We start from the raw sequence: 22,157 nt of genomic DNA, 5'->3' as shown, positions 1-22,157 counted from the left end.
GATGCAGGCGTTTCCCCAGCCCCGCAACGGGCCCAACGATACCGGCGTGGGCGGCCTTGCCCTGATGGCGATTTCGGTGGCGGCAGAAGTCAGCGATGGCGTGCCGGATGAACAGGCGCACGGGTTTTTCGTGGCGATCGGACGGCGTATGGCCGCGCTCGAACCGCTTGACGGCGTGAACGACGCCTCGGTGCTGTGCGCGCGCATCAACGCCTTCTGGCAGGCGCTGGACTGGGGCGAGATCGAACTGGCCGTGGGCCGCGATGCGCTGGTGGTGCGCCACCGCGACTTGCCGACCGAAATCGCCCCCGATCGCGCCGGCCACTGGTCGCGTATGCTGTTGGGCGTCCTTGAAGGCGCATACGATGCCTGGTTCCGCGTGCTCGGCAGCGGCCCCGTCCTTCGCACCACTGCGGAGTGGAAGGGGGACGTGCTTGAGCTTCGCCATGGCCGCTGATCGCATTGGCATTCTACCGCAGGTCGACCGTCGCAAATTCTCGCTGGGCATGCTGGTGGCGTTCACCGCCGCCTGCAATCCGGGTGGAAACCAGGGACGCGCCCAGCAGGTGACCGACACATTCTGGCTGCAATGGCGTGACCGTTTTGTGGCTCCGGAAGGCCGCGTGGTCGATACCGGCAACGGCCGCATCAGCCATTCCGAAGGGCAGAGCTACGGGCTGATCCTGGCCGAACGCGCCGGCGACCGCGATGCGTTCGAGCGGATCGCCAAGTGGACCCAGGATACCCTGGGCCGCGATGACATGGCGCTGCACGCCTGGCGCTACGACCCGCGCCAGCCCAACCCGGTGTCAGACCCAAACAACGCCACCGATGGCGATATCGTCATCGCCTGGGCGCTGGCGCGGGCCGGCAAGCGCTGGGGGCAAAGCGCGTGGCTGGAGCGTGCCGCGCAGATCCGCAAGGCGATCCGGCAGCATTGCGTGATCACCCGTTTCGAACGCACCCTGCTGCTGCCCGGCATCACCGGCTTTGCGGAAGGTCCGCAGGTTTCGCTCAACCCTTCGTATTTCGTATGGCCCGCGCTGGACCACTTCGCCAAGATCGACGGCACGGCCATGTGGGCCCCGGTGATCCGCGATGCCGAGGCGATTACCCGGCTGTCCCGTTTCGGCGCCCACCAGTTGCCCAGCGACTGGGTCTGGATGACCGGACACGATCAGGTGGCGCCCGCTGCCGACAAGCCGCCACGCTTTGGGTACGACGCGATCCGCATGCCGCTTTACGCGGTGATCGGCGGGCGTACCGGGCTGGTGCAACCGGTGGCGGACTGGTGGCGTTCGTGCCTGGCGCAAAACCGCGCGGTCCCCGCCTGGGTGGATGTGATCACTGGAGAGGAAGCGAACTATGCGCTTTCAAGCGGAGGCGCAGCGATTGCCGCGCGCCTGATCCACACCGCCCCGCCCCCCGTGCTGGATACGGACTATTTCTCCGCGTCGCTACAGATGCTGGCGCGCCTGTGACGGCGCGCCTCGCAGCGACAGCAGCCCGCCAAGGCTGAGCAGCGCGGCAAGCGAGATATACAGCCCGACGTACAGCACACCGCCCTTGTCGGTCAGCCATTGGGCGATGGCCGGCGCAAAGCCGCCGCCAACGATACCGCCCACGTTGAACGCGATCGACGCGCCGGTATAGCGCACACGCGGTGGGAACAGACGCGGCAGCAGTTCGGCGATCGGCCCATAGACCAGCCCCATCGTGAACAGCGCCAGGCACAGGAATGCGCCGATCAGCGCCAGCGACCCGGCGGCGAACATCGCGCCCATCACGCCGCCCACCGCGATGGCGCACAGGCATCCGGCGATCAGCACGCCGCGCGAATTCCACCTGTCTGCCGCGTATCCAGCAAAGACGATGCCCGCCGCCATGAACAGGATCGCGAACAGCTGGACGCCCAGGAAGCTCTGCCGGCTGTAGCCCAGCGTGCCGGTGCCGTAGCCCAGCGCGAATGTCGTCGCGAGGTAATAGATCGCAAAGCATGCGATCACCGCAAAGGTGCCCGCCACCGTTTCGCGCATATGGGTGCGCAGCAGCTCCACCAACGGGATCGCGCGGCGCGGTTCGCTATCCGTTGCGGCGAAGGCCGGGGTTTCGGCCAGGCGAAAGCGGATCCATAATCCCAGGCCCACCAGCACCGCGCTCAGAAGGAACGGGATGCGCCAACCCCATGCGGCGAAATCGGCATCGCTCAGGGTTGCGGACAGCACCAGGAACAAGCCATTGGCGGCCAGAAAGCCCACCGGCGCGCCAAGCTGGGGGAACATGCCGAAGCGCGCGGCATAGCCGGGCGGCGCATTCTCCACCGCCAGCAGCGCCGCGCCGCCCCACTCTCCGCCCAACCCCAGCCCCTGGGCAAAGCGCAGCAGGCACAGCAGCGCCGGGGCCAGCCAGCCGATGCTGGCATACGTCGGCAAAAGGCCGATGGCCACCGTGGCCCCGCCCATCAGCAGCAACGAGGCCACCAGCGTGGACTTGCGCCCCACGCGGTCACCGAAATGGCCGAACACGGCTGCCCCCACCGGACGGGCGATGAAAGCGATGGCAAACGTGGCATAAGCGGCCAGATGCTGCGCCGACTTCGACCCGCTCGGAAAGAACAACGGCCCCAGCACAAGGGCCGAAGCGGTGGCGTAGATGTAGAAATCGTAAAACTCGACCGCCGTACCCACCAGACTGGCGGTCAACACCCGCGCGTTGCGGCGATAGACGTTGCCGCTACCCCGGCTCTGATGCTGGCCTTGCACCGTCATCGTTCAGGGTGCCACTTCCAGCGTCTTGGTCGCCGGTCGCCGCAGCAGTTGCATGCAGGGCAGTTCGATGAGCCGGTACGTTACCAGTGACAGCGCGCACGAGGCCACGCAGGCCACCGGCAGCCACAGCCATACCATCATGGTGTCGGTCGCCACTCTGCCGGTCCCCAACAGTGTCAGCAGCACGGTCAGCACGATGCCGTGCAGCAGGTAGATGCTGTAGCTTGCATCGCCCAGCGCGCGCGTGGCGGGCCAGCACATGACGCCGAATACACTGTTGCCGCAGGCGATCGGCGCGAACACCAGGAACATAAGCACGAAGCGCGGGGCATTGTATTCGTTGCCCAGGGTGAAACTGGCCAGCAGCGCCAGCAGCACCACGACGCTCGCCAGCGGCGATCGCAACATGCCCGTTATTGTCTGGCTGCGGGTCATTTCATACGTGATCATGCCGAAGAAGAACGGTGACAGGCGGCGGGGGCGAAACCAGTTCAGCCCCACATCGGGCATCACCGCGATGCCGATTGCGGCCACCACCAGCAGCGCGATCAGCCATTTGTGGTGATCCTCCAGCCGCCTGACCAGCAAGGCGCCAAGCGGCAGCGCAGCATAGAACAGCCATTCGAACCGCAGCGTCCAGATCGCGCCTGCCAGCACATACTGGGCGTTCTGATAGCCGTTCACCGCACGGTCGCCGGGGATCGTGAAGGTGAGCCATGACACGCTGGAGACGATGGTCTGCGGCAGGCTGGCCCTGACGGTCCAGCCGGTAAGCTGGAAAACGATCACGAACATCATCGCCACGGCGATCAGGTATAGCGGGGTCAAGCGCAGGAAGCGCCCGACATACAGGCTTTTCCAGTCCACCAGCCCGTGGCCGCGACGCAATTTGCCGTAGAACAGGAAACCGGTGATCATGAAGAACACGGTGACCGCGCTCGACCCGAAGCCCTTGAATACCGGGGCGACGCCCGCGTTCCACACGCCCGAGGACGCCATGGCCCAATGCGCGGGAAAGTGGCTGAAGATCACCCCGATCGCCAGGAAAAAGCGCAGCCCGTCCACGGCCTGCAGCCGGGCCCGGTCCACCGGCTCGGCGGACTTTCCGACCACGACGTGGGCAAGGCCCAGCGAGAGCAGTATCGACACGATCATCGCGCCGATGCTCGCCATGCCGGGATTGATGGTGTTCATCGCGGACCCCCTGTCTGTGGGAAGACCCCTAGCCCGCGCGGCGCCCAGCGTCCATCGCCTGCGACCCACGCCGACCAAACAGATATGCGCGGGTAAAGGCCGGGTCCGCAAAGCGCGGCCCGGCCTTTACATGTGGCAACGTCAGGACAAGGGGCGGGCCGGCATTACCACCCGCCCCTTCTGCGGTCAGCGAAGGCGGCGACGGGTCGCCGCGCTGGCGCCGAAGCCGGACGCGGCAGCGCCGACCAGCAGCGCCAGGACCAGCACGAACGAGGTGTCGGCGGCAGCGCCGGCAGCCTTGTCCGCAGCGACCTTGGCGCCTTCGATGGTCTGGTTCTTGGTCTGCACGAACTGCTGCTTGGCGCGGGTTACCTGCGCCTCCGCTTCAGGACGGCTGATCTTGCGCTGGGCCGCGACGATATCGACGATGCGGCTTTCGGCCTGCTGGCCTTCCACGCCGCCACGCGCCAGTGCCGGAAGCTGCTTGGCGATTTCCTTCTGCGCCTGCTCAGGCGTCATCTGCGCCGGATCGCTGGGTGCATCCGACAGGTACGCGGCGGCTTCGCTGCGCACGTCGTCCTCGCTGATGCCGGCGATCGAGGCAGCCTTGGGCGCTGCGGCGCTGACGGTGGAGCCAGCCGCACCTGCAACCGCGCCAACGGTGCGAAACGCGCCGCCGATGATGCCGCCCACAGCCGACGTAAGAAGATACAGCGTCAGGATCAGGGTTACGCCCCAGACAACCAGGCCATGTGTCAGCGCGTCGAAGCGCTCATGCACGCCGGCAACGCGCGCAGCGGTGTAACCGCCAGCGCCCAGCGCGACGATCGTGGTAATCAGCCAGTAGATGCCGCCGCCGATGCCAAAGCCCGACGCGCCCGGCGTCGTACCTTCCACCGGATCGACCATGGTGAGGCCGATGCCGGCGCCCAGAATGCCCAGCACCAGCTGCACGGCGATCGCGATGACCACGCCGCCAAAAATCGCGCCCCACGAGATCCGCGTCGGTGTCTTGCCCAGATAAGCGTCTTCGCCCGGCACACGGCCGGTTGTGTAATTGGTAGCCATAATTCACTCCTGTTGGATCAGTATGTCACGTCGCGGCCCGACGGCTTGTTACCTGGGGGCTCGCGGAGATGGGTGGGGGGTATGCGACGCCGCCTTTGCCGCGGCCTTCTTTTCAGCAGCGCCGCGCGCGCGCACGTCATCGTCGCCGAGCAGCTTGCCGATCGCTTCCTTCACGGAACCTTTGACTTCGCGCGCGGCAGCAGCCTTGGCCTTATCGTCAGGGCTATCACCGGGGATATCGTCATCATTATGGGGCGCTGTCATTGTGCTGTCTCCCGAACGGATTTCTTGATCTCCACACCCTCGCCATCGAAATTGCGCGCCCGCGCCCATGCAACCGCAGCGATGCGGCGATTGACGCCGATCTTGGAGTAAATCCTGGCGACGTGGTTGCGCACCGTATTGCCCGCCACGTTCAGGGTGCGCGCGATGGTCTTGTCATCACAGCCCCGGCAAATCAGCGCCAGCACTTCACGCTCCCGCGCGGTCAGGTCGTCCAGGCCCGGGCCTTCGGCGTCAAGCTGGGGTGCGCGCAGGCGGGCCAGCTTGTCCATCACGGTGCGGCTGAACCAGTTGGTGTCCTTCATCACCGCCTCGATGGCTTCCACCAGTTCAAGCTCGGTCGCCTTGCGCTGGGTGATATCTTGGAAAGCCCACAGCACGCAGGCCTCGTCGCCCAGCCGGATTGCTTCGGTAGACACGATGCAGTCGATCATCGCGCCATCCTTGGCGTGGATGCGCGCCTCGTGCCCGCGCAGGTCATGCCCGCCATTGATCGCGGTTTCGATCTGGCGGCGCCGTGCGTCGCTTTCCCAAAGCTCGATCTCGCCCAGCGGTCGCCCGATGATCTCGGTGGCGGTGTAGCCGGTCATCTGGGTGAAGCTGGCGTTCACCTCGCACAGCAAGTGCCCGTCGCGCGCGCCGATAGCCATCGGCACCGGGGCCATCTGGAAGGTGCGCGTAAAGCGCTCCTCGCTGTGGCGCAGCGCGCCTTCGGCTTTGCGGCGCGGTTCCAGATCGGCGAACGTGAACAGCATGCAGGGCTGATCGCCCATGTCGATCGGCTGGCCCGCCACGATCACCAGCTTGGTGCCGCCGTCAGGCAGTTCCAGCTCGGCTTCCATCTGCGGAATGGTGCGCCCTTCGCCCAGCCGTTCCTTGGCCAGATCCCGGCGATCGGCGTTGCGCAACACGTCGATGTCATACACGGTCTTGCACAGCACCTGATCGCGCTGGTGACCGGTCATCTCCAGGAAACCCTGGTTGACCTTGACAAAGCGCAGGTCGTTCAAGCGACAGATGACGGCGGGTGCGGGATTGGCGTTGAACGATTGCTCGAAGCGGTCCTCAGCCTCGTACCGGGCCGACACGTCCTGAATCACCAGCACCAGACAGGCCGGTTCGCCATCGTCGCTGTCGTTGAGCACAAGGCTGCGCACCTGATGGACCCAACGCGGCGCGTCTTCCCCCGCCACCGTCACTTCGACGACGACCTCGGAAAAACAATCGCCCGCAACCACGCGTTCGATCGGATAATCATCCGCCTCGACGCGATGGTTGTTGCGGTAGCGCAATTGGAAGCGCGCGCGATATTCGTCCACCGTGGCGCCCAGATCGGCAATCTGTTCCACGCCGTGCATCGCCAGCGCGGCATCGTTCGCCCAGAGCAAGCTCTGGTCGGGATCGATAAGGATCACGCCCTCGTCAAGACCGACGATAATCTGGCGCAAGTGGCGCAGATCCGCCGTTTCCCGCAGGGATTTGAACGATGCCGCCGTCATGGTGCTATCAGTCCCGGCGTCCGTGGATCAGCCAGCTGAGCGCATAGCCGCCAATGCCGGCTGCGATCGCCCAGACCAGCGGCGTGTCCTGCACGCTCTGCGCCGCAGCCTTGCCGCTCTTCTGCGCGGTCTCCGCCACGCGCTCGCCAGCGGCCTTCAGCCGATCACGCGCGTCATCGGCAAACGCCGGCGCGGCGTCGATCGCGTCTTCCACGACGGAGCGGGCGCGGCCATAGGTGTGCTGGGCAGCACCCGCGACCTGATCGACCACACCGTCAACCTTCCAGTCTCGGCTGTCTACCACGTCGCCGGCAGCCTTTTCGATCTTGCCGCCGACATAACGGGCACCGCCCTGAAGTTCGTCCTTGTTCATGATGCTTGTCCTTTGTGATGTGAAAGTAAAGGGATTGGCGCTCGCCTTGTCAGCGCACCACGCCGCAACCGGCTGCAGCCTTGCCAACCGCCACAACGATGGCCGGATCCCTGATCTCGCCGGCTACGTGCACGAGGTCACCAACGGTCAGCACGCCGGGATCGGTATCCTGCTTGCGATACGCAGCAGCAGCCCGGCCCAATTGCTGCAACTGGCCGATGGACAGGTCCTTCTGCAGGCTGGTGCCAACGCAATCGGCGCGCGGTTCATCCAGGCCATACCGCTGAAGGCTGGTTGAGATGCGGGTAGCCGGGGCCGCGCAAGCAGACAGTGCGGCTACACTCAGCACGGCTGTGACCAGGGCTTTCATCGTTGATCCTCTATCCACCAGACCGGTAGATACGGTCAGTTCGGGTGCATCAACCGCCCATTCAAGCTTGCGTTCCTAGTATTCTTGCATCCTGCTTTAGTGGTTATTTACCAAGCGCAGTCGGGCGCCAAGGCCAAATCTTGGCCTGACGAGATGCTAATATCTCGTAATTTTTTCAAATCTATCAATGCGTTAGCACGGTCAACCTCAAGGACGTTCTAACGACCAAAAAGTGTTTCGAAAAAGGACCAGTCTTTCGATGAAAAAGCGCCCTATACTTTTGGAATACCAGCCGGCCCACACGAAACCCTGAAAATACAGATACGGTCTAGTACGGCCTTGGTATGTTGACTCGGACGCGGCGTGACGATTGCACCGCGCGCAGATACCACGTCAGGCGTCCGAATGCTTGTCAGCCTTGCGCCGGCCCATGCGCATGCCGGCTTCCCGCCGCTCGCGCAGTTGCTTGTAGTAGTCCGTCAGGAAATGGCGTTCGTCGTTCCAGCCATCGGTGCGGTCGATCTTGCCCGCAATCGTGCGATACACCGTTTCGATCGCATCGGCCCGATCTTCGCGTAGCACCCGCTCCAGCGCCTTGACCTCGAACTCGCCATAAACGTCCAGCTGGGCAGGTTCGAAGCGATACTTCGGGGTAGTTTTGCCACCCTCGAAGGGCGCGACGGTCATCGCAGCCTGCAGTTTCTGGCGCGGGCTTTCCAGCACCCAGCTGCCGGCGATCACATCACCTGCACGCAGCACATCGCAGTTGAAGAACGGAAACAGCATGAAGATCGCGAACCACCCGGCGGCGGCAAGCCAGGCCGCGCCGCTTTCCGGCCCCGCCATCAGGATCAGCGGTACCGGCAGGAACAGTTCGATATCGCGCAGCAGGTTGCGGGCGATCACCATGTCTGCGGTCAGCCGCCCGCCATCGCGCGCGGCGATGCGGATGCCGGTGAGCCGTTTGCCGGGCGTGGCGCCGCGCGGGCCCAGTTCGAAGAACAGGAAGTAGGCGTTGCGGAACAGGAACAGGATGATGATCCACACGATCGTCAGGAACTGCATGGCGTAGCCTGCCCCGTCCTGTCCTGTCGCTGCCCGCCCGAACGCGGCCACACCCCCGCCGATCTGGGATAGCGCAATCAGCGCCAGTATCATCGACACCACGATGATGATCAGGTCGATCATCAGCGCGCCGGCTCGTGCCCCGCGCCCCGCCACGATCACCGGCAGCGCGATGCCTTCGGGCGTGACGAGGGTGCGCTCCTTGCCGGTGCGCGCACGGCCGGCTTGCGTTGGACGGTTGCGGCGGCGGCCCAACTTCATTGGCCAGCCTTCCGGCGCGGACCGGCGTTGCCGCGAAACGCGAAGAAATAGCTGCACCACGCCAGCAGCATGAACCCGCCAATGGCGAACCGCCCCGGCGTGTGATCGACCAGCTGGCGGGCGAACCCTTCCAGCAGCGCCGCAACCACCAGCATGATCACCACTCCGGTCATGACCAGGGCAGCGCGCCGTCCGGCCAGCGCCGTGGCCTCCAGCAGCGGGCGATTGCCGGGAAACGCGATGGCCCGGCCGATGTGCAAGCCTGCCGCGCCCGAGAGCATGATGGCAAACAACTCGGTCGTGCCGTGGACGCAGATCCATCCGGCAAAGTCGAGCAACAGCCCCTGCCCGTGGTACAGCCAGCCCATCGCGCCCAGTAGCGCGAGGTTATGGACCAGCAGCAAAAGCGAGGGGATGCCCAGCGCAAAGCCAAGCGCGAACGACAGGATGGAGACCTGCGCGTTGTTGCTGAACAGCTGCGCGGCAAACACGCTCAGGCCGTTCTTGTCGTCGTTGCCGAACAAGGTGCCGCGCAAGGCTTCCGCGCTGGCGCCCGGCACGCGCGCGCCGGCCATGTCGCGTGACATGAGGGCGAAATACCACTGGGGATCGTGCGAAACGAGCAGCCAGCCCACCGCTACGCCTGCGATCATCACTGTCAGCGCAATGGCGATGTCCAGCCCGATGCCGCGCACCGCCGCACTCCACCCACCACCCAGGAACGCGCGCAGCCATTCCCACAAGGAGGAGCGCGGACCGTAGACCACGAACCACGCACGCTGCACCAGCGCTTCAAGATACCCGAGCGTTGCGGCATCGAGCGAGGTTTCCCGGGCGATAGACAGACTGGAAGCCACGGTGCGGTACAACTGCGGCAGGGCCAGCAGGTCGGCATCGGAAATGCCGCGCATGCGCCCCTTTTCCATGCGCACGACGATGGCTTCCAGCCGCTGCCAGTCCGCCTCGCGCTCCAGCCGGAAACGGTCGGAGCGCAGGGCCGCAACCTCTATCGCCATGTTGTCGGTAAGGGCGTTCATCCGATCACTCCCGAACGCTTGATAGCCAGATACGCGTCCAGCAGGCGTGTGCCCACCTGACGCCAGGGTGCCTCGATCACGTCCACGCCGATCTGCCGCAACCGGCGGGTCACCAGTGCGCGCTGGCGCAGCAGGCCATCGGCGGCAACCGCCATGGACAGCACGTCCATATCGTCCGGCTTTGCGGCGACCATGTCTTCCAGTTCCTCGTCCGCCATCGTCACGAACAGCACGACATGGCGCGACACCAGCCGGCCGATGCTTTCGATCATCAGTTCCGCGCTGGTGGGGTCGGAAAAGTCGGAGAACACCACAATCAGCGAGCGGCGCTGCAGCCGGCTGGCCAGCGTCGCAAGGGCGAGCGTAAAGTTCGGCTCCTCGCTGCGGTATTCCAGGCCCGCGGCGGCGCGCTGCAGACGGTGGAACTGCGAACTGGCGGCGATGAACGGGGTGGATACTTCGGGCCGCGCGGCAAAGCCGAACAACGCCACCCGGTCCCCGCCCTTCAGCGCCACGAACGCGGTGGCCAGCGCGGCCGACACCGCGCGGTCGAGCCGGGGCATGCCCGCGATCGGCTCGCACATCGCCTGCCCGCAATCGAAGGCGAAGACGATCTGGTTGTTGCGCTCGGTCTCGAATTCCTTGGCGTAGAGATGTGAATGGCGGGCGGACGATTTCCAGTCGATCCGGCGGCGATCCATACCCGGCTGGTATTCGGCCAGCGATTCAAATTGTGTGCCCTCGCCCCGGATGCGGCGCGCCAGCAGGCCGTACTGCGCGTCTTTCAGGAAGGTCTGCAAGCTGGGCGAGCGTACGGCGGCGATATTCGGCCATACGCGCACGGTTTCGTTCAGATCGCCCGAGAGCTGGCGCGCGCCCAACCCCATCGGCCCGTTCCAGCGCAGCCACGCCCGCGTGACGCGCGCGGTGCCGCGCCGCGATGGGGTGATGGTCCCGGTGCCATGCCAGCCAGCATCGCCCGGCGTCAGCGCCATCACCAAACGCCCTCCGGCGGCCAGGCGCGGATCGCACGCCAGCGCCAGTTCCGTGCGCGACACCCTGCTGCCGAGCGTGACCGTACCTGTCACCGCGTTTTGCGCGCCCACTTCCATGTCGCCCGGCACGCTGACCTGCAGGTCCCGTGTGCGCCCGGCCAGCAGCGCATCGATGAACACCAGCGCGAAAATCACCAGACACGCCACCGGCGCCGCGATCCACAACGCCGGGCTGGCCGCCGCGATCACCAGCGCGATGGGCGCCGCCAGCGCGAGCAGCACCACGGCGCGGGTGGTGGGAACGATGGGGGCCGCGCCGTTCACGTCAGCGCGGCGCTTCGGTTTGTTCTACGAGATGGCGCACCAGCGCTTCCACCTGCTTGCCTTCGATTTCGGCGGCGGGGCTGAGCAGCAGGCGGTGGCGCAGCACCGACGTTGCCAACGCCTTCACGTCATCGGGCACCACATAATCGCGTCCGTCCAACGCGGCGCGGGCGCGGGCCGCGCCGGCCAGCAGCACGGCGGCGCGCGGGGAGGCGCCGCTGGCAAGGTCTGCGCTTTCGCGCGTCGCGCGTACCAAGCGCACCACGTAATCGGTCACGCTATCGGCCAGCTTGACTGCGGAGACCGCCTGCGTTGCCGCCTCCAGCTGCGCCGGGGTGGTGACCGCCGTGATGCCCACCTCAGCCGCCGTGGGCGCACCGCGGTTTTCGCCGTAGCGGGCAACGATGCGAGTTTCTTCCTCCAGGCTGGGGTAATCGACCAGCAGCTTGAACAAGAAGCGATCGAGCTGCGCCTCCGGCAGCGGGTAGACGCCCTGGCTTTCGATCGGGTTTTGGGTTGCCACCACGGTGAAGTGGCCCGGCAGCGCGTGGGCCGTGCCGTCCAGCGTAACGCGGCGCTCCTGCATCGCTTCTAGCAGCGCGGCCTGCGTCTTGGGCGGGGTGCGGTTGATCTCGTCCGCAAGCAGCAGATCGCAGAAGATCGGCCCGCGCGTCAGCGTGAACTGGCTGGTCTGGAAGTTGAACAGGTTGGAGCCCAGAATGTCGCCTGGCATCAGGTCCGGCGTGAACTGGATGCGCCCAAAGTCCAGCCCCAGCGTAGCGGCAAAGCACTGCGCCAGAAAGGTCTTCGCCGTTCCCGGCGGCCCTTCCAGAAGCACGTGCCCCCGTGCCATCAGGGCGACGAGCAGATGTTCCACCGTTTCGGACTGGCCGATCACGCCCTTGGCCACTTCGGTGCGGATCGCGTCCGCCAGCGCACCGACGTGCGCGATATCGGGAGCGGGATTTTCGGTCATCGGGTCAGCATCCTTTCGAGCGCGTGGAGATCGCGCGCGGCCTTGAGGAGATCGTGTGAGCGGCGCGCGGCGCGAAGCCGGGCGGCGATCACGGAGAAGGGTTCGCTGTCCGCCCCATGCGCAAGCCCGCGCGCGGCAAAGGCACGATCTATGGCCGCATCGGTGCGCTGCGCATCGAGCGTGCGCGGCAGGGCCAGCGCCGTTACGAGCCGGTCACGCACACGGTCGGCATAAGGACCGCCCAGAAGGTGCAGGCGGCGCGTGCGCAGCACCAGCCCGGCGGAATTGGCCACCAGCGCGCGCTTGCCGAAAGCGATCGCGCGTTCGGGGGCCAGTGGCGGACCGAAGCGCAGGAAGGCGCGCCAGCCGATCGCCAGCGCCGCCAGCAGCAGGCACAGCGTGGCGGCCAGGAACGGCGGCGTGAAAGCGAGGGTCAGCAGATTCTGCGAACGGCCATAACCGTTAAGCGTCATGTCGAATGACACCGGTCCGCCCGGCGGCACGCCGGCGGCCTTGACCAGCACCTCCGCCAGCTGGGCGTTCTGGAAGCGGGCCATGCCGTAATTGTCGAGCAGGTCAGGCTCGAACACCACGATCACCGGCTGCAGCTTGCCGTCGTCTTCTTCCTCGCCGGAATGCAGGACGCGGTCCTGGGCGATCGCTTCGAGGCCCGGATATGCACCGCCATCGTCCATGAAGCCGGCCAGCGTCAACTTGCCATCGCGCGTTCCAACCACCCGCACCAGCCCGGTGCCCGCGCCGGACAGCACGAAAGCCGGCGCCGGCAGTTCGCCCGAAAGGCCCACACCGCTCCAGCCCGCCTGCGCCTTGCTGCGCGCGGTGATCTGGACGGTGAGTTCGTCGAGAAAGCCTTCCCAGTTGGGCGGCGCCGTGCCGACCAAACGCACCCAGCCCTTTTTGGCGCGAGCAGCTTGCTCGCGCGCCGGCGGGCTGGCGGACCACTTCGGCGTGATCACCAGCGTAGGCCCCACGTAGCGGCGGCGTTCGACGATCTTCTGGATATCCTTGCCATCGGCATAGGGCGGCGGCGTGAGGATCAGCAGGCCGGGCTGGGCCAACGCGCCGGGATTGCGCAGCTTCGCCACCGCGTAACCGCGCCGCTCCAGATAATCCGCCATCGCCGCGTAGCCGTTCAAGCCTCTGCCCTCGGCATGCGCCTGACCATCGTTGGCAGAGCCCATGCCGGTGCCGGTGGCGATCATCCACAACAGCGCCACGAACAGGGCGGACCCCAGCAGTACGATGGCCAGCACCGCCCAGCGCGAGAAGGGATTCGCCCCGACGGCCACAGGACGCGCGGTCATGCTCGAAGCTCCACTTGCGCGAAGCGGGCATAGGCGTCGCGCGCGGCCGACCAGTCCTGCGCATCAAGATCGCGCAGCGCGAATACCGCGCGCTCAACCCGCTGCGCGATCACGCCAAAGGCGCTGCGCCCGGCTTCCGGCAGCATCTTGAGCGCGGCAATCTCGCGCGCGGTGCTGGCCGCATTCAGCCAGTCGGGACGGGCATCGGAAATCTGGCGCACACTGCGCCGCAGCAGGAGATGCGCTGCCTCCCCGTACAAACCCTGCGCCGCCAGTCGATCAGCGTCTTCCAGCAGCGCGACAGCCTCTTCGCGCGAAGGTGCCCATTGCGGAATTTCTTCGACGGAACGATTGCGGCGCTGGTCCAGCCACGGCTCGATCACCAGCCGCCATACGATGAACCCGGCCAGCAGGACCGCCCCGCCAATCAGGATCCACTGGAAGATCGGCCAGGATACGCCCAGCATGCGTCCGATCGGCGCAAAGATCGCTTCGAGCAGCCGCCCAAACGCTTTCAGCCATTCGGGGGTCTGCGCAGGCGGCGTGGGTTTGAAATCGGGGAGCGGCGCATACTGGATGTCGGCGGTGTCACGCACCGCCTTCCAATCAGTCGCACCGCTTGCGGTCGGGCCCGCACCTTGACTTGTATCGACTGCCACGTGTTCACGATTGCACGGTGGGTGCTGCAGTGCAACCCGTTGCGGGCGGGCTTATGCCCATCCTACGCGCGTCCTACCCGCGCGAACGCGCCTGCAAGTAAGTGCCCAGCGGCCGCACGTATTTACAGTGGAACGCCAGCTCCTGCAGCGCCTGATCCACGCGCGGGTCGCCCGGTGCGCCTTCGATGTCGGCATAAAAAGTGGTGGCGGCAAAGCTGGAGCCGATCTGGTAGCTTTCCAGCTTGGTCATGTTCACGCCGTTGGTGGCAAAGCCCCCCAGCGCCTTGTAAAGAGCCGCGACGATGTTCTTCACCTCGAAGATGAACGTCGTCATCGCCTTGGAGCCACGCAGTTCGAACGGATCGAGCGGCTCACGCGCAAGAACCACGAAGCGGGTGGTGTTGTCCGCAGCGTCCTCGACGTTCTGCTCGATCACGTCGAGGCCATAGAGCTTGGCCGCCAGGATCGGCGCGATCGCGCACGCGTCCGGCTCGCCCAGTTCGCGCACCAGCGCGGCGGCACCTGCGGTATCGGCATACGCCATCGGCACGATGCCGCGCGCGCGCAGGTAACGGCGCGATTGCCCCAGCGCCTGCGGATGGCTGTAAGCACGGGTGAACGGACCCGCCTCACCCGGCAGTGCCATCAGCGCGTGCTCGATCCCCATGAAATGCTCGCCCACGATCGACAGGCCGCTTTCAGGCAACAGAAAGTGAATGTCGGCAACGCGCCCGTGCTGGGAATTCTCGATCGGAATGATCGCCCGGTCGGCCCGGCCTTCCTTCACCGCATCCAAGGCATCCTCGAACGCAAAGCAGGGCAACGGCAGGCAGTCAGCGTCGTATTCCAGCGCGGCGCGGTGGCCATTGCAGCCCGGCGCGCCTTGCAGGGCGACCGCGCGCTGGGGCTGGGCAAGCGCTGCGGTTTCCATCTCGCGAACGAGGGCGAGTGCGGGTTGCGGATAGATCGACATGGTGGTGGCGCGATTAGGCGGCATCGGCGATATCCGCAATGGCTCTTGCGCTGCGCCATGCCGGGCTTTAGAGCCCGCAAACAACAGGATGAGCGTATAATCACCCGTGGGGCACTGCTGAATGGACGATCGTTTCAATACTACCGCCGGTTGGATTCTGTTTTCAGGTATCGTCGGCCTTGGCTTGACGATCGCCAGCGGGATGTATTTCCAGGCTGACAAGAACCATCCGCCGCACACGCCGGGCTATGCCGTACAAGGCGTTGCCGAGGAAGGCGCTGCGGGTGGCGATCCCCCGGTCGAGGCCTTGCTCGCCACCGCAGACGTCGCCAAGGGCGAGGCCACGTTCGCCAAGTGCACGTCGTGCCACACCATCAACGCAGGCGGCGCCAACGGCATCGGCCCGAACCTGCATGGCGTCGTGGGCGAAGCGATCGGCCAAGGCGCCGGCGGCTTCGCATTCTCGGATGCACTCAAGAGCAAGGGCGGGAACTGGGACTTCGCCAAGCTGTATGAATGGCTGAAAAGCCCCAAGGCGTTCGCGCCGGGCACCAAGATGACCTTCGCCGGCTTGTCCAAGCCGGAGGACCGCGCGAACGTCATCGCCTATCTCAACACGCAAGGCTCCAACCTGCCGTTGCCAGCCGCTCCCGCCGCAGGCGCTGCACCTGCTGGTGGCAAGGCTCCGGCTGCAGGCGGCGGTGCCGCCGCTGCTGCGGGCGCCACGCCTGCCCAGCCCGCCACGCCAGCGCCAGGCACGGCAGACAAAGCGGTAGGGTCCGTTTCGGAGACGCAGGCGAAGGTCGGCACCAAGACCCCCTGATTCAGGATCCCGGCTGTCGTTTCGGCAAGCCGGTGGAAAACGGTCTGCAAGCGCCGCCGAGTCGCTTGCAGGCCGTTTTCGCATTTTCAGACGTAGTGTAAGCAGCCGCGCTCGCACTTGGCGACCGCCTTACGGGTCCGGGGACGCTGCCGCCCCCTTGAAGCCTTTGGCAATCACGTACCACTCGGATGAGTCCTTGCGGCTCGCCGGCGGCTTGGCGTGCTTCACGCTGGTGAAGTGGCGCTTGAGCAGGCCCAGCAGCTGGGTATCAGTGCCCCCCGCCAGAACCTTGGCCACGAACGTGCCGCCCGGCGCCAGCGTCTGGATCGCGAAGTCCGCAGCTGTTTCCACCAGCCCCATGGTGCGCAGATGGTCGGTCTGCTTGTGACCCACCGTGTTTGCCGCCATGTCGGACAGGATCAGATCCGGCGCACCTTCCAGCGCGCCTTCCAGCGCGGCGGGCGCCTCGTCGGCCATGAAATCCATCTCGAAGATGGTCACCCCTTCGATCGGGTCGGTAGGTAGCAGGTCTATGCCCACCACCTTCGCCTCGGGCCGCTTGAGGCGCAGCACCTGGCTCCATCCGCCTGGTGCGATCCCCAGATCGACCGCGCGTTCCACGCCTTTGAACAGGTCGAACTTCTCGTCCAGCTCGATCAGCTTGTAAGCCGCGCGGCTGCGATAGCCGTCAGCCTTGGCCTTCTTCACATACGGATCGTTGAGCTGGCGCGTCAGCCAGCGTGAGGAACTGGCGGTGCGTTTGCGAGCCGTGCGCAGCCGCTCACCGGGATCGCGTCCGGACCGGCTCATGCGGCACCCGCGGTGCTGCGGGCGGCATAGACGCCGGTCGGCGCGGGCCGGCTGCCACGCGGGCCGCCGTGCGATGCGATCAGGCTACGCAGAATGCCTTCGCGGATACCCCGGTCCGCCACGCCCAGCCGGGATGCCGGCCACAAATCCAGGATCGCTTCCAGGATCGCGCAGCCGGCCACCACCAGATCGGCACGCTCACGTCCGATGCAGGCCACTTCACGCCGCTCCTCAATCGCCATGGACGACAGGCGCGCGCTGATGTCGCGCATCGATTCGGCTGGAACGATCAGGCCGTCGACCATCCGCCGGTCATACTGCGGCAGTTCAAGGTGCAGGCTGGCCAGCGTGGTCACGGTACCGCTCGTGCCCAGCAGCCGCAGCGGGCCGTCCTGACTCGCGCTTTCGCGGGCCGGGCCCACGCGCCGGGAAAATGCCGCAAAACTCTCGGCAACAAGGCTGTGCATGTGTGTGTAGCGGGCCAGCCGCTCCTCCTGCGTCGCGCCTTCCGGCCCACAGCTTTCAGTGAGCGACACGACGCCCCATGGCACGCTTTGCCAGTCCAGGATACGCGGTACGGTGCCGGTGCTTTCGATCAGCACCAGTTCGGTGGACCCCCCACCAATGTCGAAGATCATCGCCGGGCCAAAACCCTGCTCCAGCAGCACATGACAGCCCAGCACGGCAAGCCGCGCTTCCTCGCGCGCGCTGATGATGTCCAGGGCGATGCCGGTTTCCTGACGGACCCGCTCGATGAAATCGGGGCCGTTGGACGCACGGCGGCATGCCTCCGTCGCCACCGAACGGGCCAGGAACACATTGCGGCGCATGAGTTTGTCAGCGCAGATCCGCAGCGCCGAAAGGGTACGCTCCATCGCCGCGTCTGACAGCCGGCCAGACTGCGCCAGACCCTCGCCCAGTCGCACCACGCGGCTGAACGCGTCGATCACGGTGAAATTCTCGCCCGAAGGCCGTGCAATCAGCAGGCGGCAGTTGTTGGTGCCCAGATCGATCGCGGCATAGGACTGACGCGGCAAAGACATGCCGGGCGCCGTGGGTGCGAACGCAGGGGCCGCGATGGACGCAGGTGCTGTGCGCGACGCCTCGCCGCCGTCGGAATCAACCGTCGCCGGCGTCAAGCGCGATGGCTCTGCCCCTTGCTCAGCCGCGATGGCGGCGGGCGGGCCCGGGCGGATACCCTCGTTCTTTGCGCGCGGCGCTTTTTTGCCTGCCTTGGGTTCGTGCACACCATTTGCAGTGCGCGCGACCACCTTGGCGGTGTCTCCAGCCGCGGGGCCAGCCTTGCCCTTGCGACCATTGCGGCGCTTTCGCGCGCGCCTCGACACTTCGACTTTTGCTGCCGGCGGATCGTGCTCCGCCATGATTATTTTTACTCGTTACTGTCATCCCGCCGATGGGCGGACACCTGAATGGGATGCTAACGCCCCGGCGCCAAAGGCACAAGGCCTCGTGTTCACAGGGCGAACGAGCGCGCTTGACCCGAATCGCAACCCTCACTAGAGGAGCGGCCTCCGATGCCCCGTCGTCTAATGGTAAGACTACGGATTCTGATTCCGTCTATCGAGGTTCGAATCCTCGCGGGGCATCCAGGATTTCCCAAATTCAGCGATAGGTCGTTGCGGCAGCTGTTCCGGCACAACAGAACCCGCGTAAGCTGGGTGGGACAAACGGTGGAGCGTGTCCGGCTGACCGGCTACATCCTGTAAAACCGAAAACCATCCGCAATGACCGGGAACACCTCATGATCCTGCGCCCAGCTGTGCCCGCCGATGCCGCTGCTCTTGCCCGTCTGGGAGCAGACAGTTTCGTCGCCAAATTCGGGCACCTCTACACGCCCGAAAATCTCGCCGGGTTTCTGGCGAGTACGCACGGCGAGCACAAGATCGCGCGCGAGATCGCGGATCCGGCGATGCGGGTGATGCTGGCGCAGGGCGGCAAGGGGTTACTGGGCTTCTGCAAGCTGGTGATGGCCTGCGGCTGGCCCGAACACGCGCGTGGCAACACCGTTATCGAGCTCAAGCAGCTTTACGCCGCGCCGTCGGCGATCGGCCAGGGCATCGGCACCCGGTTGATGGACTGGGCGCTGGCGGAAGCGGCGCGCTTCGGGGCGGACGAGATGCAGTTATCCGTCTATTCCGACAATCCCGGCGCACAGAAATTCTATGCGCGCTACGGCTTCGAGAAGATCGCCGACATTCACTTCATCGTGGGCAGCCAGCGCGACGAGGAATTCCTGTTCGCTCTGCGCATCTAGGCGCTTGGCACGCATGCCGGATTCGGCTTCTATCCGTCGCATCAAGCGGGTATAGGGGCCTCCATGTCCTCCATCAGACCCTGGCGCGATATCGCGCGCCGCAAGAGCCGCCAGATCATGGTCGGTACCGTCCCCGTCGGCGGCGATGCGCCGATCACGGTGCAGACGATGACCAACACGCTCACCTCGGACGCTGGCGCCACCATCGACCAGATCCGCCGCTGCGAGGATGCCGGTGCGGATCTCATCCGCGTGTCGTGCCCGGATGTGGAAAGCACCGCCGCCATGCGCGAAATCGTGCGCGCGGCCAAAGTGCCGCTGATCGCCGACATCCATTTCCACTACAAGCGCGCCCTTGAAGCCGCCGACGCAGGCGCGGCCTGTTTGCGCATCAACCCCGGCAACATCGGCAGCAGCGATCGCGTGGCCGAAGTGGTGCGCGCCGCCAAGGCCAACGGCTGCGCCATCCGCATCGGCGTCAACGCGGGCAGTCTTGAGCGCGATCTGCTGGAAAAATACGGCGAGCCCTGCCCTGAGGCGCTGGTGGAATCCGCGCTTGATCACATCAAACTGCTGCAGGACCACGATTTCCACGAATACAAGGTGGCAGTGAAGGCCAGCGACGTGTTCCTGGCCGTCGCCGCGTATCAGGGGCTGGCGGACGCGGTGGATTGCCCGCTGCACCTGGGCATCACCGAAGCGGGGGGCCTGATCGGCGGCACCGTGAAATCGTCGATCGGCATGGGCATGCTGCTGTGGTCCGGCATTGGCGACACCTTGCGCGTATCGCTTTCCGCCGAGCCGGAAGAAGAAGTGCGCGTCGGCTTCGAAATGCTCAAGGCCCTTGGCCTGCGCACCCGCGGCGTACGGGTGGTATCGTGTCCATCCTGCGCGCGCCAGGGTTTCGACGTGATCCGGACGGTGGAGGCGCTGGAAGAGCGGCTGCAGCACATCAAGACACCGCTCTCGCTGTCCGTTCTGGGCTGCGTCGTCAACGGACCCGGAGAAGCCCGCGAAACTGATATCGGCCTGACCGGCGGCGGCAATGGCAAGCACATGGTCTACCTGTCGGGCGTTACCGACCACACGGTGCAAAGCGAAGAGATGCTCGATCACATCGTGGCGCTGGTGGAAGCCAAGGCCGCCCAGATTGAGGCGACGGAAGCAGAGGCGGCCGCCATCGCAGCGGAATAGCGCGCAATGCCTTTTGGCCCGCGCGATATTGGCCCGTCCGCTTCCGGGAGAATGCCGGCCCGGGATGTTGCAAGCAGGGGAAAGGTCCACGAGGTCAGAAGCGGGTGAACTCCACCAGTTCGTAGCGCTCTCCCAGCACCGGCACGATGGTCAGCAAAGGCAAGCAGTCCTCTGCGTGCACCCAGAAGTCAGTGACGTGCGGCATCGTATCACTCCACCTGATCGTATAGCGCCGCGCGTCGAAGCGACCTGCAGCCACGGTGATCGTCTCGTACCCGATGAACGTCACCAGCGGCTCGAGGATGCGCACGTCCAGTTCCTCGTCCCCCAGGTGGGCCAGCGAATTGACGGCGCTGGTTATCGGTCGTTCCACGCCGGGATCATCCACCCCGCGCGCCGCCGCGATCACGCTGTCGCCGGCAAGCGGGTGGGTTCCCAGAAACCGGATGGGTCGATCGGCGCTGACGTGCCGGGAGATGCGACCGTGCTCATCCGTCACCCCTTCGCATTGCGCCTGCGCGCCCTCGATATGATACCAGCAACTGGCAAGCCTCACCCCATCCCGCGTCAAGCGCACGAAACCATCGCGCGGCATCCAGTTGCCATCCAGCGACCATGTGACTTCGCGATGCAGCCGCGCGTCGTCCATTTCGCATAAGGCTCGCAGGGTTCGGCCTCCGCTATGGAGTGTCGCAGAAAAGCTTTCCCGGCCCCATTCGCTGCCCGCGCGATCAAGATAAAGGATGCGGCCGGCGTAGCCGGAATGCGAAAATGTCATCGGAAAACTCCCACTGCGGCACAATGCCTGCGCAAGACTATTCCCGCAGCGGCGGTCAATCGGGTCGATGTCGGCATCTTGTCTGCCACGCGATCACCGGGCGTCTCGTTGGCTGGGGATCGGCGCAGCAAAAAGCCCCCCAGATCGCTCCGGAGGGCTTTTTTGTTTGCCGCAAAGGCGTGGCGGATCAGAAGTGTGCGATCACACCGGCCATCGGACGGATGCTGTCGAAATCGAACGTGTCCACTTCGAAGCGCAGGCGCAGACCGCTGTTGCCGGTGAGGCCGCCAAGGCCGATGTCCTTAGGGCCGGCTTCAACGCCAAGACCGTAGATCCAGTCGTGCTGGTCCGAATAGCCGTGCTTGCCGTTGACCCACTCATAACCCGCCGTTGCATAGACCATGCCGCTTTCGCCTGCACGGGCGCCAAGGCGACCCTTCACGCCGTATTCCCAGTCGATGTCGCCAAACCCCTTGGCCACATTACCTTCGACGCCCGCAAACACCGGGCCGACCGGCACGTTGACGCCAACGACGCCCTGGATCAGCGCGCCTTCCATCTTGCCATCATTGATCGAGCCGAACTTGCTGCGACGATCGTACGAATCATACCCGCCCATGACACCGAAGTAGGGTTCGATGCCAAACGCGCGCGTGCCGTCGGGGGCCGTGGCGGGCGCGCTGGTTGTGGGGGCGTCCACAGCGGCATCCTGGGCAAAACCGGCGACGGGGATGGCGGCAACCATAACGGCGGCCAACAGTGCGATCTTCTTCATAGTAATGCTCCATCAATGCCGGGCGCGTGCACCGCAGCATGAATTGGTTTGTGACGTAGTTTGGGAACCCGATGCCGCACCGGCGCATGTGCCCGCTGCTGGACATCGGTGGGATGAAAAAGGTGAAAGCAGGCCTTCCACCGCGAGCTCGCCTAAATACTGGCAGGGTAGGCTTTTGAATTTCAAGACTTAGTTTTTGGCTGCGACCCTTCAATCATCTTGATGGAGTAACGGCCCGCTACGGCTGCAAGTTCCGCTGCACATGCGAAGTTTACGGAACTGTGACGTTTATAATACACCCCGCCAGCCCTACAAAAAACCCCGCCGGATCGC

General features: G+C 65.5%; 23 protein-coding genes and 1 tRNA gene. 6 read left to right on the top strand and 18 right to left on the bottom strand.

The window, feature by feature from the left end:
- Nucleotide 1: 1 nt before the first annotated feature.
- Complete coding sequence (bcsD, locus tag ASE49_RS01810) at nt 2–457, top strand: cellulose biosynthesis protein BcsD (RefSeq protein WP_235522806.1); 456 nt, start codon at nt 2–4, stop codon at nt 455–457.
- Nucleotides 447–1,481, top strand: a complete 1,035-nt coding sequence (locus ASE49_RS01805; RefSeq protein ID WP_056768113.1) for a glycosyl hydrolase family 8 — start codon at nt 447–449, stop codon at nt 1,479–1,481. The genes bcsD and ASE49_RS01805 overlap by 11 nt, the downstream gene beginning before the upstream one ends.
- On the opposite strand, the gene ASE49_RS01800 is transcribed toward ASE49_RS01805, so the two are convergent.
- From ASE49_RS01800 to ASE49_RS01735, 14 genes are all read right to left on the bottom strand, one after another.
- The gene (locus tag ASE49_RS01800) at nt 1,458–2,768 is read right to left on the bottom strand and encodes an MFS transporter (protein WP_056768109.1); all 1,311 of its coding nucleotides are present in this window, start codon (nt 2,766–2,768) and stop codon (nt 1,458–1,460) included. The genes ASE49_RS01805 and ASE49_RS01800 overlap by 24 nt on opposite strands.
- 3 nt (nt 2,769–2,771) lie before the next feature.
- Entirely contained in the window at nt 2,772–3,962 is a 1,191-nt protein-coding gene (locus ASE49_RS01795; protein WP_056768106.1) for an acyltransferase family protein, read from the bottom strand.
- Between the two features lie 186 nt (nt 3,963–4,148).
- The gene (locus ASE49_RS01790) at nt 4,149–5,030 is read right to left on the bottom strand and encodes a hypothetical protein (protein ID WP_056768103.1); all 882 of its coding nucleotides are present in this window, start codon (nt 5,028–5,030) and stop codon (nt 4,149–4,151) included.
- A 48-nt stretch (nt 5,031–5,078) separates the two neighbouring features.
- Nucleotides 5,079–5,294 carry a CsbD family protein gene (locus ASE49_RS01785; protein ID WP_056768100.1) on the bottom strand — a complete coding sequence of 72 codons (216 nt, stop codon included), beginning with the start codon at nt 5,292–5,294 and terminating at the stop codon, nt 5,079–5,081.
- Nucleotides 5,291–6,811: a PAS domain S-box protein gene (locus tag ASE49_RS01780; protein WP_056768096.1), complete on the bottom strand. Its 1,521-nt coding sequence runs from the start codon at nt 6,809–6,811 to the stop codon at nt 5,291–5,293. The genes ASE49_RS01785 and ASE49_RS01780 overlap by 4 nt, the downstream gene beginning before the upstream one ends.
- Before the next feature lie 7 nt (nt 6,812–6,818).
- Entirely contained in the window at nt 6,819–7,184 is a 366-nt protein-coding gene (locus tag ASE49_RS01775; RefSeq protein WP_056768093.1) for a CsbD family protein, read from the bottom strand.
- 49 nt (nt 7,185–7,233) lie between these two features.
- Nucleotides 7,234–7,554 carry a hypothetical protein gene (locus tag ASE49_RS01770; RefSeq protein ID WP_056768088.1) on the bottom strand — a complete coding sequence of 107 codons (321 nt, stop codon included), beginning with the start codon at nt 7,552–7,554 and terminating at the stop codon, nt 7,234–7,236.
- 393 nt (nt 7,555–7,947) lie between these two features.
- Nucleotides 7,948–8,880 (bottom strand): RDD family protein, encoded by a 933-nt coding sequence (locus tag ASE49_RS01765; RefSeq protein WP_056768084.1) that lies wholly within the window; start codon nt 8,878–8,880, stop codon nt 7,948–7,950.
- Nucleotides 8,877–9,917 carry a stage II sporulation protein M gene (locus ASE49_RS01760; RefSeq protein ID WP_056768080.1) on the bottom strand — a complete coding sequence of 347 codons (1,041 nt, stop codon included), beginning with the start codon at nt 9,915–9,917 and terminating at the stop codon, nt 8,877–8,879. The genes ASE49_RS01765 and ASE49_RS01760 overlap by 4 nt, the downstream gene beginning before the upstream one ends.
- Nucleotides 9,914–11,236, bottom strand: a complete 1,323-nt coding sequence (locus ASE49_RS01755; RefSeq protein ID WP_056768075.1) for a DUF58 domain-containing protein — start codon at nt 11,234–11,236, stop codon at nt 9,914–9,916. Before ASE49_RS01755 ends, ASE49_RS01760 begins: the two co-directional genes overlap by 4 nt.
- A 1-nt stretch (nt 11,237) precedes the next feature.
- The gene (locus ASE49_RS01750; RefSeq protein WP_056768072.1) at nt 11,238–12,212 is read right to left on the bottom strand and encodes an AAA family ATPase; all 975 of its coding nucleotides are present in this window, start codon (nt 12,210–12,212) and stop codon (nt 11,238–11,240) included.
- A complete protein-coding gene (locus ASE49_RS01745; RefSeq protein ID WP_056768069.1) occupies nt 12,209–13,537 on the bottom strand; it encodes a DUF4350 domain-containing protein in 1,329 nt (442 codons plus the stop codon). The genes ASE49_RS01750 and ASE49_RS01745 overlap by 4 nt, the downstream gene beginning before the upstream one ends.
- Nucleotides 13,534–14,133, bottom strand: a complete 600-nt coding sequence (locus ASE49_RS01740) for a hypothetical protein (RefSeq protein WP_235522782.1) — start codon at nt 14,131–14,133, stop codon at nt 13,534–13,536. The genes ASE49_RS01745 and ASE49_RS01740 overlap by 4 nt, the downstream gene beginning before the upstream one ends.
- 136 nt (nt 14,134–14,269) lie before the next feature.
- Nucleotides 14,270–15,169, bottom strand: coding sequence for a prephenate dehydratase (locus ASE49_RS01735; RefSeq protein WP_056768637.1), 900 nt, complete (start codon nt 15,167–15,169; stop codon nt 14,270–14,272).
- Nucleotides 15,170–15,290: 121 nt separating this feature from the next.
- Between ASE49_RS01735 and ASE49_RS01730 the strand changes: the two genes are divergently transcribed.
- The gene (locus tag ASE49_RS01730) at nt 15,291–15,992 is read left to right on the top strand and encodes a c-type cytochrome (protein WP_056768063.1); all 702 of its coding nucleotides are present in this window, start codon (nt 15,291–15,293) and stop codon (nt 15,990–15,992) included.
- A gap of 129 nt (nt 15,993–16,121) precedes the next feature.
- On the opposite strand, the gene ASE49_RS01725 is transcribed toward ASE49_RS01730, so the two are convergent.
- Nucleotides 16,122–16,802 carry an RlmE family RNA methyltransferase gene (locus ASE49_RS01725; RefSeq protein ID WP_056768060.1) on the bottom strand — a complete coding sequence of 227 codons (681 nt, stop codon included), beginning with the start codon at nt 16,800–16,802 and terminating at the stop codon, nt 16,122–16,124.
- Nucleotides 16,799–18,184, bottom strand: coding sequence for a Ppx/GppA phosphatase family protein (locus ASE49_RS01720; protein ID WP_056768057.1), 1,386 nt, complete (start codon nt 18,182–18,184; stop codon nt 16,799–16,801). Before ASE49_RS01720 ends, ASE49_RS01725 begins: the two co-directional genes overlap by 4 nt.
- 154 nt (nt 18,185–18,338) lie before the next feature.
- Between ASE49_RS01720 and ASE49_RS01715 the strand changes: the two genes are divergently transcribed.
- The 3 genes from ASE49_RS01715 (at nt 18,339) to ispG (ending at nt 20,271) form a co-directional block, all read left to right on the top strand.
- Nucleotides 18,339–18,412, top strand: a tRNA-Gln gene (locus ASE49_RS01715).
- Nucleotides 18,413–18,564: 152 nt separating this feature from the next.
- Entirely contained in the window at nt 18,565–19,077 is a 513-nt protein-coding gene (locus ASE49_RS01710) for a GNAT family N-acetyltransferase (RefSeq protein WP_056768054.1), read from the top strand.
- 63 nt (nt 19,078–19,140) lie between these two features.
- Complete coding sequence (gene ispG, locus ASE49_RS01705) at nt 19,141–20,271, top strand: flavodoxin-dependent (E)-4-hydroxy-3-methylbut-2-enyl-diphosphate synthase (protein ID WP_056768051.1); 1,131 nt, start codon at nt 19,141–19,143, stop codon at nt 20,269–20,271.
- A gap of 94 nt (nt 20,272–20,365) precedes the next feature.
- Here ispG and ASE49_RS01700 read toward each other — a convergent pair whose 3' ends face one another.
- Nucleotides 20,366–21,049, bottom strand: a complete 684-nt coding sequence (locus tag ASE49_RS01700) for a hypothetical protein (protein WP_056768047.1) — start codon at nt 21,047–21,049, stop codon at nt 20,366–20,368.
- Between the two features lie 187 nt (nt 21,050–21,236).
- Nucleotides 21,237–21,824 (bottom strand): hypothetical protein, encoded by a 588-nt coding sequence (locus tag ASE49_RS01695; protein WP_056768042.1) that lies wholly within the window; start codon nt 21,822–21,824, stop codon nt 21,237–21,239.
- Nucleotides 21,825–22,157 lie beyond the last annotated feature (333 nt).

Source organism: Novosphingobium sp. Leaf2 (genome assembly GCF_001421325.1).
Classification (GTDB): domain Bacteria; phylum Pseudomonadota; class Alphaproteobacteria; order Sphingomonadales; family Sphingomonadaceae; genus Novosphingobium.
Note: the sequence above shows the minus strand (reverse complement) of the source record. Positions and strands in the feature narration are given on the sequence as shown.